At 65.6% G+C, this 15,079-nt stretch carries 12 protein-coding genes; 5 read left to right on the top strand and 7 right to left on the bottom strand.

Annotated elements, in window-relative coordinates:
• Position 1: 1 nt before the first annotated feature.
• Both EG244_RS09195 and EG244_RS09190 read left to right on the top strand, forming a co-directional pair.
• A complete protein-coding gene (locus EG244_RS09195) occupies positions 2–1,102 on the top strand; it encodes a PQQ-dependent sugar dehydrogenase (RefSeq protein ID WP_124964716.1) in 1,101 nt (366 codons plus the stop codon).
• A gap of 98 nt (positions 1,103–1,200) precedes the next feature.
• Positions 1,201–2,571 carry a class II 3-deoxy-7-phosphoheptulonate synthase gene (locus tag EG244_RS09190; RefSeq protein WP_124964715.1) on the top strand — a complete coding sequence of 457 codons (1,371 nt, stop codon included), beginning with the start codon at positions 1,201–1,203 and terminating at the stop codon, positions 2,569–2,571.
• 164 nt (positions 2,572–2,735) lie between these two features.
• On the opposite strand, the gene EG244_RS09185 is transcribed toward EG244_RS09190, so the two are convergent.
• Genes EG244_RS09185 through EG244_RS09175 form a run of 3 tightly spaced genes read right to left on the bottom strand, consistent with a single transcriptional unit; the run spans position 2,736 to position 5,450 of the window.
• The gene (locus EG244_RS09185; RefSeq protein ID WP_124964714.1) at positions 2,736–3,377 is read right to left on the bottom strand and encodes a hypothetical protein; all 642 of its coding nucleotides are present in this window, start codon (positions 3,375–3,377) and stop codon (positions 2,736–2,738) included.
• Position 3,378: 1 nt separating this feature from the next.
• Positions 3,379–3,855 (bottom strand): DUF6869 domain-containing protein, encoded by a 477-nt coding sequence (locus EG244_RS09180; protein WP_124964713.1) that lies wholly within the window; start codon positions 3,853–3,855, stop codon positions 3,379–3,381.
• Positions 3,852–5,450, bottom strand: a complete 1,599-nt coding sequence (locus EG244_RS09175; protein WP_124964712.1) for a peptide chain release factor 3 — start codon at positions 5,448–5,450, stop codon at positions 3,852–3,854. The genes EG244_RS09180 and EG244_RS09175 overlap by 4 nt, the downstream gene beginning before the upstream one ends.
• An 845-nt stretch (positions 5,451–6,295) precedes the next feature.
• On the opposite strand from EG244_RS09175, the gene EG244_RS09170 reads away from it, so the two are divergent.
• Positions 6,296–6,733, top strand: coding sequence for an MmcB family DNA repair protein (locus EG244_RS09170; protein ID WP_124964711.1), 438 nt, complete (start codon positions 6,296–6,298; stop codon positions 6,731–6,733).
• A gap of 1,025 nt (positions 6,734–7,758) precedes the next feature.
• On the opposite strand, the gene cobT is transcribed toward EG244_RS09170, so the two are convergent.
• Complete coding sequence (cobT, locus tag EG244_RS09165) at positions 7,759–8,769, bottom strand: nicotinate-nucleotide--dimethylbenzimidazole phosphoribosyltransferase (RefSeq protein ID WP_124964710.1); 1,011 nt, start codon at positions 8,767–8,769, stop codon at positions 7,759–7,761.
• A 65-nt stretch (positions 8,770–8,834) separates the two neighbouring features.
• On the opposite strand from cobT, the gene cobS reads away from it, so the two are divergent.
• Positions 8,835–9,626 (top strand): adenosylcobinamide-GDP ribazoletransferase, encoded by a 792-nt coding sequence (cobS, locus tag EG244_RS09160; RefSeq protein ID WP_124964709.1) that lies wholly within the window; start codon positions 8,835–8,837, stop codon positions 9,624–9,626.
• Between the two features lie 29 nt (positions 9,627–9,655).
• Entirely contained in the window at positions 9,656–12,091 is a 2,436-nt protein-coding gene (locus tag EG244_RS09155) for a heavy metal translocating P-type ATPase (RefSeq protein WP_124964708.1), read from the top strand.
• Positions 12,092–12,102: 11 nt separating this feature from the next.
• Here EG244_RS09155 and EG244_RS09150 read toward each other — a convergent pair whose 3' ends face one another.
• The 3 genes from EG244_RS09150 to eno all read right to left on the bottom strand — a co-directional run bounded on the left by EG244_RS09150 (position 12,103) and on the right by eno (position 15,060).
• Entirely contained in the window at positions 12,103–12,738 is a 636-nt protein-coding gene (locus tag EG244_RS09150; RefSeq protein WP_124964707.1) for a hypothetical protein, read from the bottom strand.
• 76 nt (positions 12,739–12,814) lie between these two features.
• The gene (locus EG244_RS09145) at positions 12,815–13,684 is read right to left on the bottom strand and encodes a DMT family transporter (protein WP_124964706.1); all 870 of its coding nucleotides are present in this window, start codon (positions 13,682–13,684) and stop codon (positions 12,815–12,817) included.
• 98 nt (positions 13,685–13,782) lie between these two features.
• The gene (eno, locus tag EG244_RS09140; protein WP_124964705.1) at positions 13,783–15,060 is read right to left on the bottom strand and encodes a phosphopyruvate hydratase; all 1,278 of its coding nucleotides are present in this window, start codon (positions 15,058–15,060) and stop codon (positions 13,783–13,785) included.
• Positions 15,061–15,079: the final 19 nt, after the last annotated feature.

Below are 15,079 nucleotides of genomic sequence, written 5' to 3'. Positions count from 1 at the left end.
GATGCGCTGGCTTCTGGCTTCTGCTTTTCCTGCGGCCCTTTCTGCCGCCCCGATGGCTGCGGCGCTGCCCTCTTCTGCGGGGGAGCTGAGCATTGAGCGCATCACCGATGGTCTGACCGAGCCCTGGGCTTTTGGCTTTCTGCCCGGCGCTGAGGGCGTTTTGATCACCGAGCGCGGCGGGCGGCTGTTGTGGCTTCGGGACGGTCAGCTGAGCGCGCTCGGCGGGCTGCCGCAGACGGCGCAGGGCGGGCAGGGCGGCCTGCTGGATCTGCTTGTTCCGAAAGACTTTACCCGCAGCCGCGAGGTCTATCTGCTGTATTCTGCCGCCGCGCCCGGCGGATCAGCCATCACTCTGGGGCGCGGGCGGCTTGACGTCGGGTCATCAGCGCTCAGCGGCTTTGTGCCGCTCTGGTCTGGTGACGGCGCTTCGGCGACCCGGCATTTCGGTGCGCGGATGGTTGAGACGGCAGAGGGGCATCTGCTGGTCGGGCTGGGCGACCGCGGCACCGGCCCGGGCGGTCAGGAGGCGCAGGATCTGAGCCTGAGCCACGGCAAGATCATCGCGCTGTCGCGCGCGGGCGCGGCGCTGGCGCTGGCACCCGGTCTGCCGCGCGGCGTGCTCAGCTATGGTCACCGCAATATTCAGGGCGCAGCGCTTGATGCAGAGGGGACACTTTGGGTGAGCGAGCATGGCGCGCGCGGCGGCGATGAGATCAACCGCATCCGTCGCGGGGGCAATTACGGCTGGCCGGTCATCAGCTATGGCCGCAATTATACCGGCACGAAGATCGGCATCGGCACCGAGGCACCGGGGATGGAGCAGCCGGTGCTGTACTGGGACCCCTCTATCGCGCCCTCCGGTCTTGTGGTGCTGCAGGGCGGGGGCTTTGCGGGCTGGAACGGCAGCCTGCTGGCGGGCAGTCTGAAGGCGGATCACATCGTCCGTCTCGACCCGAAGGCGGGCTTTGCGCAGGAGGTGCTGCGCGCCCCCGAGATGGCCCGGGTGCGCGATCTGCGCGAGGCGCCGGACGGAAGTCTGTGGTTCCTCTCGGTTGGCAGGGGCGCGCTTTACCGGCTCAGCCCCGCCGCTCCGTCACGCTGAATTGCACCCGCCCTGAGGGGCGGGCGCAAATACGGGTGGCGCGGCGAAGCACCGCGGCCTATATCCCAAATATTAACTGCCGTTTACGGAGAGACCCCATGACACTGGGCTGGAACAAATCTGACTGGCGCAACATGCCGCGGATCCAGATGCCGGATTATCCGGATCAGGATGCGCTGCACGCGGTTGAGGCTCAGCTGGCGAAGTTTCCCCCCCTGGTTTTTGCGGGGGAAGCGCGCAAGCTGAAAAAGCAGCTCGCAGAAGCGGGCGCAGGCCGCGCCTTCCTTTTGCAGGGCGGCGACTGCGCCGAGAGCTTCGCGGAATTCTCTGCCGATAACATCCGCGACACCTATAAGGTGCTGTTGCAGATGGCGGTGGTGCTGACCTTTGGCGCGAAAGTTCCGGTCATCAAGATCGGCCGGATGGCCGGGCAGTTCGCGAAACCGCGTTCGGCCCCGACCGAGGTGATCGGCGGCGTCGAATATCCGAGCTACCGCGGTGATATCATCAATGGCTTTGACGCCACCGAGGCTTCGCGCCGTCCGGATCCGAACCGGATGCTGCAGGCCTATACCCAGGCCGCGGCCTCGCTGAACCTGCTGCGGGCGTTCTCGATGGGCGGCTATGCCGATATCCACCGGGTGCATTCCTGGACGCTGGGCTTTGCCGAATACGACAAGGTTGAGCGCTATAAGGCGCTGTCGGACCGGATCTCGGATGCGCTGGACTTCATGCGGGCGGCCGGGGTGGACGGCGGCAATGTGCATCAGCTCTCGACGGTGGATTTCTACACCAGCCATGAGGCGCTGCTTCTGGAATATGAAGAAGCGCTTTGCCGGATCGATTCGACCACCGGTCTGCCGGTGGCAGGCTCGGGCCATATGATCTGGATCGGCGACCGCACCCGTCAGCCTGAGGGCGCGCATGTGAATTTCTGCCGCGGGGTGCAAAACCCGATCGGGCTGAAATGCGGCCCCTCGATGAGCACGGATGATCTGAAAAAACTGATGTCGCTGCTGAACCCGGAAAATGAGCCGGGCCGTCTGACCCTGATTGCGCGTTTTGGGGCGGGGAAGGTGGGCGATCATCTGCCGCGTCTGGTGCGGGCGGTGCAGGAAGAGGGCGCCAATGTCGTCTGGTCCTGTGACCCGATGCACGGCAATACGATCAAAGCGGCCAGCGGTTATAAGACCCGGCCCTTCGATTCGGTGCTGCGCGAAGTGCGTGAGTTCTTCGGGGTGCATAACGCCGAAGGCTCGATCCCGGGCGGCGTGCATTTTGAGATGACCGGTCAGGATGTGACGGAATGCACCGGCGGTCTGCGCGCGGTCAGCGATGAGGATCTGTCGGATCGCTATCACACCGCCTGCGACCCGCGGCTCAATGCCTCGCAGTCGCTGGAGCTGGCCTTCCTGGTGGCGGAAGAGCTTTCGGCGCAGCGCGACCGTCTGCGGGCCGTTGCGGGCTGAACGCCCGCCCCCGAAGGGTTGACGACAGACCCCCGGTGCCTTGCGGTGCCGGGGGTTTTTTCTGGCTCTGTCGGGCGGCTGTGAGGGGCTTGCGATCCCGGCGTGGGGCGTGGGGAGAGCGCAGAAGATGAGTATTTGAGAAAAGCCAAAGAGCGCGGCGGGGCTTAGCCGCGGTGGTCGGGCCAGGAGGCGCGGTCGGCTGCGGGGGTGAGCGCGGGGGCGTAGCCCTCCTGCAGGACACGGATCAGGGGGAGGGGGGTCAGCAGAAGGACGCGGCCTTCCGGGCGCTTCAGGGGCTGGCCATAGCCCGCTGCCGTGAGGGGCAGGAGCGCATCGCCGAAAAGGCGCCCCATGTGGCTTTCGCTGCGGATGATGCTGTGATCTGGCAGGGCGGCGCAGTCGGCCTCGCGGATGGCGGGCTGGCGCTTTGGGGTCAGGCGCGCGGCGTGCAGGTGGCGGTCAATCTCTGGTGCGCGATCTGACAGGCCGGTGGCGGCGGCCCAGGCGCTGCGGAACCCGGTAAAGGCCTGACGGCGGCAGAGCGCGCAGGGGCGGTGCCCCGCCGCCAGGGCCACGGCCTCATCGAGAAAGAAGAGCGGCGTGTAATGGCCCGGCGCGGTCAGCGGCAGTTTTGCCCGATCCGCGCGCTGATTGAGGGTGCAGCTGATCCAGGCCTGGTGCCGCCAGCGGGCTGTGGTCGGATTGCCGGCCGCATCATGCAGGATGCCGCGGTTTCCGGTTAAGCTCCCCCGCGCGCCGTGAAAGGCGAAGCTGCCATCGGCCATGACGCGGTGGGGGAAGGGCATCTCAACCCTCGAGGTCGTCCGGCTCGGCGGCGGTCTCGCCGAGTGCGCGGATGGCTTTCCAGAAAGGCGTACCGGCTGAGCCTTCCGCAGACGCGCCTGACAGCAGAAACGCAAAGCGCGGGTATTTTTGCGCGGCCGCCTCAATGAGGGGTAAAAGTGCGGCGGCGGATTTTGCGTTCAGGAGCTCATCCAGCGGGCCGGAGGCGATGAGGTCCGCCTCATCAAAGCGGGTGATCTGCGTGGTCATCTCAAGCAGGGTGGCCAGCGCGAGTTCGGCATGATCGGCGATGAGGCCGCCGTAAAGCGCGAAGGTCCAGGCTTCGGGATGGGGGGCATCGGCTTCCTGCAGGAAGCTCTCGCTCAGGAAGTCGAGAAACCTTGCGGCCAGCCGCGCCACCGGCAGATCGCCCGGCGGCAGCGCCTCGGGCGCGACCCCCAGAACGGTGGCAACCAGAGTTCTGGGGATCACATCTGTCATACCATCAGTTCCTTGGTGGCGGTGAGTTTCAGGGCCGGATAGTCGCGCACCACCCGGTCGATGTCCCATTGCAGCCGGGTCAGGAAGACCAGATCGCCGTCGTTATCGGTGCTGATATGCTGTTTGTTGATGTTCACCAGCTTCTCGATCTCGGCCTCATCGCCCGAGATCCAGCGCGCCGAGCTGAAGGCTGAGCCTTCAAAGCGCACGGGGATACCGTATTCCAGCTCGATGCGTGAGGCCAGCACTTCGAACTGCAGCGCGCCGACGACGCCCACAATGAAGCCCGAGCCGATCATCGGCTTAAAGACCTTGGCGGCCCCTTCTTCGGCGAATTGCATCAGCGCCTTTTCGAGGTGCTTGGCCTTCATCGGATCGGTGGCGCGGACAGATTGCAGAAGTTCCGGCGCGAAGCTGGGGATGCCGGTGAAGCGCAGGGTTTCCCCCTCGGTCAGCGCATCGCCGATGCGGAGCTGCCCGTGGTTGGGGATGCCGATGATATCGCCGGCCCAGGCCTCATCCGCCAGTTCGCGGTCGGCGGCGAGGAAGAGGACCGGGTTGGTCACCGCCATGGGCTTTTTCGAGCGCACATGCATCATCTTCATGCCGCGCTCAAAATGCCCCGAGGCGAGGCGCACAAAGGCCACGCGGTCGCGGTGCTTGGGGTCCATATTGGCCTGGACCTTGAAGACAAAGCCGGTGACTTTCGTCTCATCCGCGCCGACCGGGCGTTCGGCGGTCTTCTGGGTCTGGGGTTCGGGACCAAAGGTGCCGATGCCGTCCATCAGCTCTTTGACGCCAAAGGAGTTGATGGCCGAGCCAAACCAGATCGGCGTCATCGAGCCGTTGAGAAAGCTCTCACGGTCAAAGGCGGGCAGCAGCTCGCGCGCCATTTCGACCTCTTCGCGCAGCTTTGCCAGCTGGTCGGCGGGGATATGTTCGGCCAGCTTTGGGTCATCCAGGCCCTTGATCTGCACCGATTCCGCCACTTTGTTGCGGTCGGCGCGGTCCATGATCTCAAGGCGGTCGTTCAGCAGATCATAGGCCCCAAGGAAATCTTTGCCCGAGCCGATCGGCCAGGAGGCCGGCACCACGTCAATGGCCAGGTTTTCCTGGATCTCATCGATGATATCAAAGGTGTCGCGGCTCTCGCGGTCCATCTTGTTACAGAAGGTCAGGATCGGCAGATCGCGCAGGCGGCAAACCTCAAAGAGCTTGCGGGTCTGGCTTTCCACACCCTTGGCGCCGTCGATCACCATGATCGCCGCATCCACCGCCGTCAGCGTGCGGTAGGTGTCTTCCGAGAAGTCCGAGTGGCCGGGGGTATCGACCAGGTTGAAGCGGAACTCTTTATATTCAAAGGACATGGCCGAGGCCGAGACCGAGATCCCGCGGTCCTGTTCCATCTTCAGGAAGTCCGAGCGCGTGCGGCGGGCTTCGCCCTTGGCGCGGACCTGACCGGCCATCTGAATGGCGCCCCCGAACAGGAGGAACTTTTCAGTCAGCGTCGTTTTGCCGGCGTCGGGGTGCGCGATGATCGCGAAGGTCCGGCGGCGGGCGATTTCGGGCGGAAGTTTGGGGGCATTGTCCAGCATGGCGCGCGTTCTACCGCTTTCACAGCGCCGCGTCTATGGGGTCGCCGGGGGCGCGGAGCGGCAAAACGCATCATGGGCAGGGGAAGGTGCCTGAAACAAACGGACCCGCTGCCCGGGAGGAGAGGCAGCGGGTCCGCCGTGGTCAGATCGCGCCACAGAGGGGATTTCAGCCGGGGGGCGAACCGGCTGGTGGCAGCAATCTGCAGTCCGGCCGCGTCAGGGGGGCTGACAGGACGGCCGAAGCTTCAGAACCGGGTCTGCCCTGGAGCGCGGCCAGAGGCCGGCTCGCAGGGCGGATGAAGACGGTCGCACCGATCCCCATCATCCGTATGCCGAGGGAAAGCAGCGTCCGAGGGGTGATTTGCAGCTCTGTCCGTCTTCTCCGGTTCCGGTCATCAACACTTCACCGGGCGAATGGCTCCGCTCCGGCGCAAAAATCCTGCGCGATTTTTACAGATTTTAACTAAGATGCCGGAGAGAGCAGAAAATTCCCGCGGGCCGGGCGGGCCAGCACCTCAAAAAGCCGGCAGGTTGAAAAGAGGGTGGGGTGGCGGAAACCGCAGCAGCCGTGAAGGCTGGAATTTCCCGAGAGCCTGAGTGATCAGGTGGGCACCAGGTATCCGGACCAGGATCCGAACAGAGCCAGCACCCTCGGAAATGCTTATCGGCCACTGGAAAAGGGCCTCGCACGCGAAGAGCAGTAACCGCCGACACCTGAGGTAAGCGCTTCGCGCCCGCGGTGCAAGGGGCTGCGCAGCGAACCGCCTGCGGCATCCTGGAGGGCTGGACAAATGTTTACGATATGTTCACATCTGCCCGGGTAAAACCGCGGGTGAGATCTCAGGATGAGCGATCAGGAAGACAGCCGGGAACGGCCGGGTATCACCCTCGCACGCGGGGTCTGCCGTTTGCTGCGCAGCCACGGCTTTGCGCCGCTGACGGAATATGTGCCGGGGCCGGGGCTCAGGGTCGATGTCATGGCGCTGGGTCCGAAGGGCGAGATCTGGGTGGTGGAATGTAAGTCCTGCCGCGCGGATTTCCTGTCGGACCGCAAATGGGCGGGCTATCTCGACTGGTGCGACCGCTATTTCTGGGCGGTGGATGCGGCCTTTCCGCAGGATCTGCTGCCCGAGGACACCGGCTTGATGATGGCCGATGCCTGGGGCGGGGAAATCCTGCGTATGGCGCCCGAGCATAAGCTCGCAGGCGCCCGCCGCGCTGCGGTCACGCGCGGCTTTGCCCGCGCCGCAGCCCTGTCGCTCCAGCGCCTGCGCGAGGGCTGAGGCCCGGGTTTTGCCTGCAGGCGGAGCGCTTTCGCGCCGGGTCCGGGCAGCAGATTTCAGATGAGCAGGCGGCAGAGCGGTGACTGGATTCTGAGGGCTGGCCTTGCGGACTCCAGGTCAGCGGAGCCTTTGGCAGGAGTGCCGCCGGATCCCATCCCGGAAAGGCTGCGGAAAAATCAGGTGGCAGAATATTTTAGCTGTCGCGCCAGATTGTCATCATCTCAGCGGCAACTGCTCTGCATCACCGGTCATACCAGGCAGACGCTGGCTGTGACGCGCCAGGAGGGGATGAAATCACCCAATAAATCAAAGTGATTTTTGCCTTTGACTGCAGCGGAAATGCCGATTGATCGCCGTTTGCAGGATTGGATTTCATTCGGCCTGTCAGCAAGCGAGCTAAATCGCCTGGCTCAAAGGCCACAGGGCAAGGCCGTAAGTTTTTTCTGAACGCCTGACTTTCTCAGCACCCTGCCGAAGCGTCTTCGGCAGCCCCTTGATGCGCCTCCCGGCTTAAAGGGCCGCTGGCAAAGTAAGTCCGAGGGTTTTTGGGAGACAGCTTCCCGAAATCGAACTGAACTTTCGCGACAAACCTGCCTGAAGTGGGGGAGCAGAGGCTGATCCTCCGCATTTCCGCGACAGCCTCTCTCCGCCTTCGCCTTTTTGGTGCAGCCCCCTCTCTGAGCCTGACGCGGTTGCCGGGGACTTCTGAAGTTCAAAACAGAGCCTGAGGCGAGCGGAAAGGGGTACTCAGCTGCCCATATGTTCTCTTTTTGTTTTCATACGTCCAATTTCCCCCGCGAGCCGTCTCTAAGCCCTTCAAGAGCAGGAGTTTTCCCCCGGCGCGCTGCAGGAAACCGGGTTGAGGGAGTGCGGGCCGGGCTATTCACCGGCTTATAATGTTCCCTATTTGCTTCAATCTCAGCCGGCCGCCTGCCTCTCAGCACGCCAGGCTTTGCCCAAAGCAGGCCCTTGTCCTCAGCGCGCGGGAGGGGCGCTGAGGACATGTCGCAGCGAGGGGGCTGCGCTCAGGCGCTGCTGATGCCCGCCTCGGCAAAGGTGGCCATGCCCGAATGGCAGGCGATGGCACCCTGCAACACGCCAATGGCCAGGGCCGCACCGGTGCCTTCGCCAAGGCGCAGGTCAAGCTGCAGCAGGGGCGCTTTGTTCAGCGCCTGCAGCAGGCGGGCATGACCTGGCTCCTGTGAAACGTGACCCGCCACCGCGTGATCGAGCGCGCCAGGCACCATCTTCTCCAGCACCGCAGCAGAGGAGGTGCAGATAAAGCCATCAAGGATCACCGGAATCGACAGGCTGCGCGCCCGGGCAATCGCGCCGGTCATGGCCGCAAGCTCACGCCCGCCAAGGCAGCGCAGCACCTCCTGCGGGTCGCTGAGGGCGGCCTGGTGCCGCTCCAGCCCCTCTGCCACCACGGCGGCTTTGCGGGCAAGGCCTGCATCATCAAGCCCGGTGCCGCGCCCGATCCAGGAGGCGGGATCGCCGCCGTAAAGCGCCGCGGCGATGGCCGCTGCGGGGGTGGTATTGCCGATGCCCATCTCGCCGGTGATGAGGAGATCTGCCTCAGGATCAACCGCAGCCCAGCCGATGCTCAGCGCCTCTGCCAGCTCACTCTGGCTCATGGCGGGCATTTCGGTGAAATCCCCGGTCGGCTCATCGAGGCGGATCGGATGCACGGACATCTTCGCCCCAAAGCAGCGCGCCAGCTGGTTGATCGCAGCGCCGCCCGCCTCAAAATTTGCCACCATCTGCGCGGTGACGGCTGCGGGAAAGGCCGAGACGCCCTTTGCGGTCACGCCATGATTGCCCGCAAAGACAAGGATCTGCGGCGCGCGCAGCTGCGGGCGCTCTTCACCGCGCCAGCCCGCATACCAGAGGGCCAGATCCTCAAGCCGCCCAAGCGCGCCCGGCGGCTTCGTCAGCTGACCATTGCGGGCCTCTGCCGCCGCCCGCGCCGGGGCATCGGCATGCGGCAGAGCAGAGAGGGCAGCGGCAAACTCGGCAGGGGTCTGGAAAATCATGGTCTTGCTCGTCCTTTTGGTCTCGTGGCAAACCCCTGAGGATCCCGGAGCCGCCAGAGGCCGCTATGCCAGAGCCCTTTCCCGAACATCAAGCAAAACCGCGCTGGTTTGACCCTCGTGATGCGGGCGCGGGCTTTGGCCTGTTGAGCCGTCTGCCCTTTGGGGGGCCGGGGCGCGGGGGGGCGGATGCCATGGCGCAGGCCTGCTGGACCTGGCCTCTGGTGGGGGTGGCGGTCACGCTGCCGGCCATAGGGGCGGGGCTGCTGGCGCTGCATCTGGGGCTGCCTGCGGGCTGGGCGGCGGCGCTGGTGCTGATGATCCAGGCGGCGCTGACGGGGGGGATCCATGAGGATGGTCTCGCCGATACCTTCGACGGGATGGAGGGCGGCAGCACGCGCGAGCGGCGTCTGGAGATCATGCGCGACAGTCGCATCGGCTCCTATGGCGCGCTGGCGCTTTTGCTGGTGACGCTGGCGCGCTGGTCGGCGCTGGTGGTGGTGCTGCCGCAAAGCCCCTGGGCGGTGCTGGCGGTGGCGGCGCTGTCGCGGGCGGGGATGGCGGCGCTTATGGCGGCGCTGCCGCCTGCGCGCAGGGACGGACTTTCCCAGGGGGCGGGGCAGCCGGGGCGGGGCGCTGCGCTGCGGGCGGTTCTGGTGGCGCTGGGTCTGGCCCTGCTTTTCGCGGGCAATCCCGTCACAATTGCGCTGGTGACGGGGGGCGTTTTTCTGGCCCTTGGCCTCAGGGCGCGGGCGCGGCTGGGCGGACAGACCGGGGATATCCTTGGGGCAGGTCAGCAGATCTCTGAGGCCTTTTGTCTTGGGGTCCTTGCGGCGGCCCTGCCGATGGCCAACATCTGAGCGGGCATCCCTTACCAAAGGAGCGGGCTGTGGCGACCACCACCATAGGTCTTGAGGGGCTGTTCTGCGCAGCCTGTGTCGGGCGGGCAGAGCGTGTGCTGGGCAAACTCCCCGGCGTCACCGGAGTAAGCGTGAGCCTTGCCCGGGAAGAAGCGCGGATTGAGAGCGAGGCTCCGGTCGATCTTCAGACCGCGGGAGAGGCGCTGGGTCGGGCGGGCTATGGGCTGCGTCAGCTCAGCACGCAGCTGTCGTCCGAGGGGATGAGTTGTGCCAGCTGTGTGGCGCGGGTTGAAAAGCTTGCGCTTGCAGAGCCGGGGGTGATCTCTGTCTCGGCGATTTTTTCCGACGGGCTGATCACCCTGCGCCATGCCGATGAGGCCGGGCTGATCGCAAGGCTGCAGACGCGGCTGGCCGCTGCGGGCTATCCGGCTGTGCTGGCCGAAAGCGAAGATCCGGCCGCGCGTCAGGCCGCCCGTGAGCGCGATCTGGCGCGGCGCGCGCGTCTCGCGGCGCTGCTGACCCTGCCGGTCTTTGTGACCGAGATGGGCGGGCATATGATCCCGGCCTTTCATCACTGGCTCCATGCGGTGATCGATATCCAGGCGCTCTGGTGGATGCAGGCGGGGCTGACGGCGGCGGTTCTGCTGGGGCCGGGGCGGATGTTCCTGACCCGCGGGGTTCCGGCCCTGCTGCGGCTTGCGCCGGATATGAACAGCCTTGTCGCGCTGGGCACGCTTTCGGCCTTTGTCTATTCGCTGGTGGTGCTGATCGCGCCCGGCCTGCTGCCCGAGGCAGCGCAGGTGGTCTATTTTGAAGCCGCCGCCGTGATCGTCACGCTGATCCTGCTGGGCCGCTGGCTGGAGGCCCGCGCGCGCGGCCAGACCGGAGGGGCGATCCGCGAATTGATGGCCCTGCAGCCCGATGTCGCGCTGATCGAGGGGCCGGAGGGCCCGGTTGAGCGGCCAAGTGCGGCGCTTTCTGCCGGGGAGATCCTGCTGGTCCGCCCCGGAGAGCGTCTGGCGGCGGATGGGGTGATCCTCAGCGGGCGCTCGCATATCGATGAAAGCATGCTGACCGGAGAGCCGCTTCCCGTGGCGCGCGAAGCCGGTGCAGAGGTCACGGGCGGCACCATCAACGGCAGCGGCGCGCTGCGGGTTGAGATCACCCGCGCCGGTGCGTCTTCGCGGCTGGCGCAGATCGTGGCCATGGTGGGCGAGGCGCAGGCCGGAAAACTGCCGATCCAGGGCCTGGTTGACCGCGTGACCGGGGTCTTTGTGCCGGTGGTCATGGCGATTGCGGCGCTTTCGGTGCTTGCCTGGCTTATGCTGACCGGAGAGGTGGCTGAGGCCCTGGTTGCCGGGGTCTCGGTGCTGATCGTCGCCTGTCCCTGCGCCATGGGTCTGGCCACGCCGGTCTCGATCATGGTGGGGACCGGGCGCGCGGCGCGGCTGGGGGTGCTTTTTCGCAAAGGAGAGGCGCTGCAGCGGCTGGCCTCGGTGCAAGCCCTGGCCTTTGACAAGACCGGCACTCTGACGGAGGGGCGGCCGGAACTTGTAGAGCTGGTGCCGCTTGCGGGGGAGGATCCGGACCGGCTGCTGGCGCTTGCGGCCGCAGCTGAGGCGCTTTCAGAGCATCACATCGCCAAAGCGGTGCGGCGTGCCGCCGAGGCGCGGGGCCTGCTGGCAGAGCCTGCCGCCGAGATGGAGACCCTGCCCGGACGCGGCCTGCGCGCTATGGTCGGAGGGCAGATGGTGCGGCTGGGGCATGAGGCTTTCCTCAGCGACGAGGGCGTGAGCGGGGGGACAGAGCTTCTCGCGCAGCGCCCGGATGCACGGGCCGCAGGGCAGAGCCTGCTGCTGATGGCGCTTGGATCGCGCGCGGTGGCTTTGCTGATCGTCGCTGATCCGGTCCGGGCCGGCTCCGCCGCGGCGGTGGCGGCGCTGCACGGCCAGGGGCTGAGGGTGCGGATGATCTCGGGCGATGCTCAGGCCACCGCAGAGGCCGTGGGCCGCAGTCTCGGGATTTCCGAAGTGATGGGCGGCGCGCTGCCGCAGGACAAGCTGGCGGCCATTCAGGCCAGCCCGGCCACCGCCTTTGTCGGCGACGGCATCAATGACGCGCCGGTTCTGGCGGCGGCGGATGTGGGGATTGCCATGGGCGGCGGCACCGATGTCGCCATTGAGGCCGCAGATGTGGTGCTGGTCGGAAGCGATCCGCGCGCCGTTGTCACCGCACTTGAGATTTCTCGTGCAACGATGCGGAATATCAAAGAAAACCTGTTTTGGGCCTTTGCCTATAACACCGCGCTGATCCCGGTTGCGGCGGGGGTCCTCTGGCCCCTCTGGGGGATCCGGCTTTCGCCGGTGCTGGCCGCCGCGGCCATGGCGCTGTCGTCGGTCTTTGTGATCAGCAACGCGCTGCGCCTGCGGCGGGCGGGTCGGGCGGCGGTGGAGATACGGGGCTGAGCGCGGCGGCCTCAGAATTCAAACCAGCTTCCCAGACGCAGCTCGCGAAACCCGGTGTCGCTTTGCCAGACCCCGGCCGTGACGCGCAGCTTATCGGCCAGATTTAAGATCGCCGTGGCACCGATCTTATGGCTGGCGGGCTGGTTTTTTGAATAGTCATGCTCCCCCTGCAAGAGCGCCGCAATGCGGGGATGGAGCTGCAGGCCAAGGCTCCAGTCTGACATCACTTTGGGGGTGATCGGATGGTGCTCATAGGCGGCCGCAGCGGTCACCCAGCCCGAGACGGGCGTGCTGAGGCCCATGCCAAGGCTGACGCCGATCCGGAGGGCGCTGTCGTAAAAGCCAAAGGCATCGCGGCTGACCTCGCCCCGGGTGTGGACCGCGGCCACCACCCGCTCGCCCGGAGATCCGGGCAGCGGCAGGACCTGGTTGAAAATCAGCGCCCCGGTCAGGCTGCCATCCGCGTCGCGGCGCAGATCGGCGGCGATCCAGCGGGTCTCGCGCAGACCATATTCCGCCCAGAACGACAGATCCGCCGCACCGCGTGAGAGCGCGAAGAACGCCCCCCCCTCAGACCTTGGCCATGGTCCGGCCAGGGCCGCGGCGGAGGGCAGGCAAAGCGCAAGGGTCAGGGCGGCAATACGCATTCCTCTCCTCCCGCCTTAAGCTTTGCCTAAGGAGTGTTAGGAAAGGGTTAAGGCAGACCGCCACGGCCCGGTGCTGTTAGCTGGCCTTGGGCCGCAGGCGCAACAGCGGAAGCGTGGTTGCCAGAACGATGGTCACGATGCCCGCAACCTCCAGCGCACCGGGGCGGTTGTCGAAGAAGAAAAGATCAAAGCCCGCCGCCCAGATCAGCGCCGTAAACTCAAAAGCCGCCAGCGCCGAGACCGGAGCCCGGGCCGTGGCCTCGGTCATGGCGATATGGCCAAGCCCGCCAAGCAGACCCGCCAGCAGCATCAGCGGGAAGAGCGCAGAGGTCAGCTCCCCCGCCCAGGTCCAGGGCGGTGAGAGGATCAGCCCCATCGCTGCCGCCGCAATGGTGAAGGTAAAGGCGATGGCCCCGGCGCTTTCCGTGGCGGTCATATGCTTGATCTGAATACGGTTAAAGGCAATGCAGACCGCAAAGCCCAGCCCGCAGAGCACGCCGGTGACCTGTCCCTCACGCGGGGCCTCAATGGCATGGGCCAGCACCATCAGTGCCCCGGCAAAGCCAAGAAGCACGCTCACGAGAACGCCGCCGGAGATCTTTTCGCGCAAAAACAGCGCCGCAAGCGGCAGCGAGAGCACCGGCCCCAGAAAGCCAAGGCTTTGGGCGGTGGCGACGGGCAGATAGGCCAGCGACAGGAAATTCAGGCTCATGGCGGCGGCGCCGACCAGGCCGCGCACGACATGTTTGCCGGGATGGCGCGTGCGCAGGGTCCCCAGTTCGCGCCGGAGCGCGAGATAGATCAGGATCGGCACCATAGAGACCAGCGCGCGCCAGAACATCAGCTGTCCCGTGGGCACATCGCTTTTGCCAAGCTGGTGAATGACTGCCGACAGCGAGGTCAGCAAAAAGATCGCCACAAGGCGCAGAAGAACACCGGCGAGCATCAGGGGTCTTTCAAAAATCACGTCATGAAAAAGCCGGCCCCGCGCAGACGGGACCGGCAATCAGAAAAAAGGCGGACCCGTAGGCCCGCCTTTAAAAATCAGCCGCGCAGGATGGATTTGCCTGCATATTCAGCGACATCGCCCAGCATTTCCTCAATACGGATCAGCTGGTTGTATTTCGCAAGCCGGTCCGAGCGGGCCAGCGAGCCGGTTTTGATCTGGCCGCAGTTGGTGGCGACGGCGAGATCGGCAATGGTCGAATCTTCCGTCTCGCCCGAGCGGTGCGACATGACCGAAGTATAGCCCGCACGATCGGCCATGCGAACGGCGTCGAGGGTCTCGGTCAGGGTGCCGATCTGGTTCACTTTCACCAGCAGCGAGTTGCCGCAGCCGCGCTCAATGCCTTCGGCCAGACGGGCGGGGTTGGTGACGAAAAGATCGTCGCCGACCAGCTGCACGCGGTCACCCAGCGTGTCGGTCAGCAGCTGCCAGCCGGCCCAGTCGTCTTCCGCACAGCCGTCTTCGATCGACAGGATCGGGTAATCGGCGCAGAGTTTCGCGAGGAAGTCGACGTTTTGTTCCGGCGTGAAATCAAGGCCTTCGCCGACCATCTTATAGCGGCCGTCGCGGAAGTATTCGGTCGAAGCACAGTCCAGCGCCAGCATGATGTCTTCGCCCGGCTTGTAGCCCGCGATCTCGATCGAACGCAGAATGAAATCAAGCGCTTCGCGGGCGGACTTCAGGTTCGGCGCAAAGCCGCCCTCATCGCCCACGCCGGTGTTGTGGCCTGCGGCTTTCAGTTCTTTTTTCAGAACGTGGAAGACTTCGGCACCGGTGCGGATCGCCTCTTTGATATTGCCGGCAGAGACCGGCATGATCATGAATTCCTGAATGTCGATCGGGTTGTCGGCATGCTCGCCGCCGTTGATGATATTCATCATCGGAACGGGCAGCAGGCGCGCGCCGGTGCCACCGATATAGCGGTACAGCGGCTGGCCGGTGGCCTGAGCGGCGGCTTTGGCAACAGCCAGCGAGACGCCGAGGATGGCGTTGGCGCCAAGGCGGGCTTTGTTCGGGGTGCCGTCCAGCTCGATCAGGGTGCGGTCGATGCCGATCTGCTCGGTCGCGTCAAAGCCGGTCAGGGTCTCGGCGATCTCGCCATTGACGGCGGCCACGGCTTCGAGAACGCCTTTGCCAAGGTAGCGCGATTTGTCGCCGTCGCGACGCTCAACAGCCTCATGGGCACCGGTTGATGCGCCCGAGGGAACCGCCGCACGGCCTTCGGCGCCGCTTTCCAGCAGCACGTCGACTTCGATGGTCGGGTTGCCGCGGGAATCGAGGATCTCGCGGGCGTGAATGTCGATGATCGTGGTCATGGGAGGATCCCTTTGGGTA

The organism is Falsigemmobacter faecalis, from assembly GCF_003863335.1.
GTDB classification, from domain to species: domain Bacteria; phylum Pseudomonadota; class Alphaproteobacteria; order Rhodobacterales; family Rhodobacteraceae; genus Wagnerdoeblera; species Wagnerdoeblera faecalis.
Note: the sequence above shows the minus strand (reverse complement) of the source record. Positions and strands in the feature narration are given on the sequence as shown.

Coding starts and splice junctions, on each gene's coding strand:
- EG244_RS09195 (WP_124964716.1), top strand. CDS start 2: ATGCGCTGGCTTCTGGCTTCTGCTTTTCCTGCGGCCCTTTCTGCCGCC.
- EG244_RS09190 (WP_124964715.1), top strand. CDS start 1,201: ATGACACTGGGCTGGAACAAATCTGACTGGCGCAACATGCCGCGGATC.
- EG244_RS09185 (WP_124964714.1), bottom strand. CDS start 3,377: ATGCCCTTCCCCCACCGCGTCATGGCCGATGGCAGCTTCGCCTTTCAC.
- EG244_RS09180 (WP_124964713.1), bottom strand. CDS start 3,855: ATGACAGATGTGATCCCCAGAACTCTGGTTGCCACCGTTCTGGGGGTC.
- EG244_RS09175 (WP_124964712.1), bottom strand. CDS start 5,450: ATGCTGGACAATGCCCCCAAACTTCCGCCCGAAATCGCCCGCCGCCGG.
- EG244_RS09170 (WP_124964711.1), top strand. CDS start 6,296: ATGAGCGATCAGGAAGACAGCCGGGAACGGCCGGGTATCACCCTCGCA.
- cobT (WP_124964710.1), bottom strand. CDS start 8,769: ATGATTTTCCAGACCCCTGCCGAGTTTGCCGCTGCCCTCTCTGCTCTG.
- cobS (WP_124964709.1), top strand. CDS start 8,835: ATGCCAGAGCCCTTTCCCGAACATCAAGCAAAACCGCGCTGGTTTGAC.
- EG244_RS09150 (WP_124964707.1), bottom strand. CDS start 12,738: ATGCGTATTGCCGCCCTGACCCTTGCGCTTTGCCTGCCCTCCGCCGCG.
- EG244_RS09145 (WP_124964706.1), bottom strand. CDS start 13,684: ATGCTCGCCGGTGTTCTTCTGCGCCTTGTGGCGATCTTTTTGCTGACC.
- eno (WP_124964705.1), bottom strand. CDS start 15,060: ATGACCACGATCATCGACATTCACGCCCGCGAGATCCTCGATTCCCGC.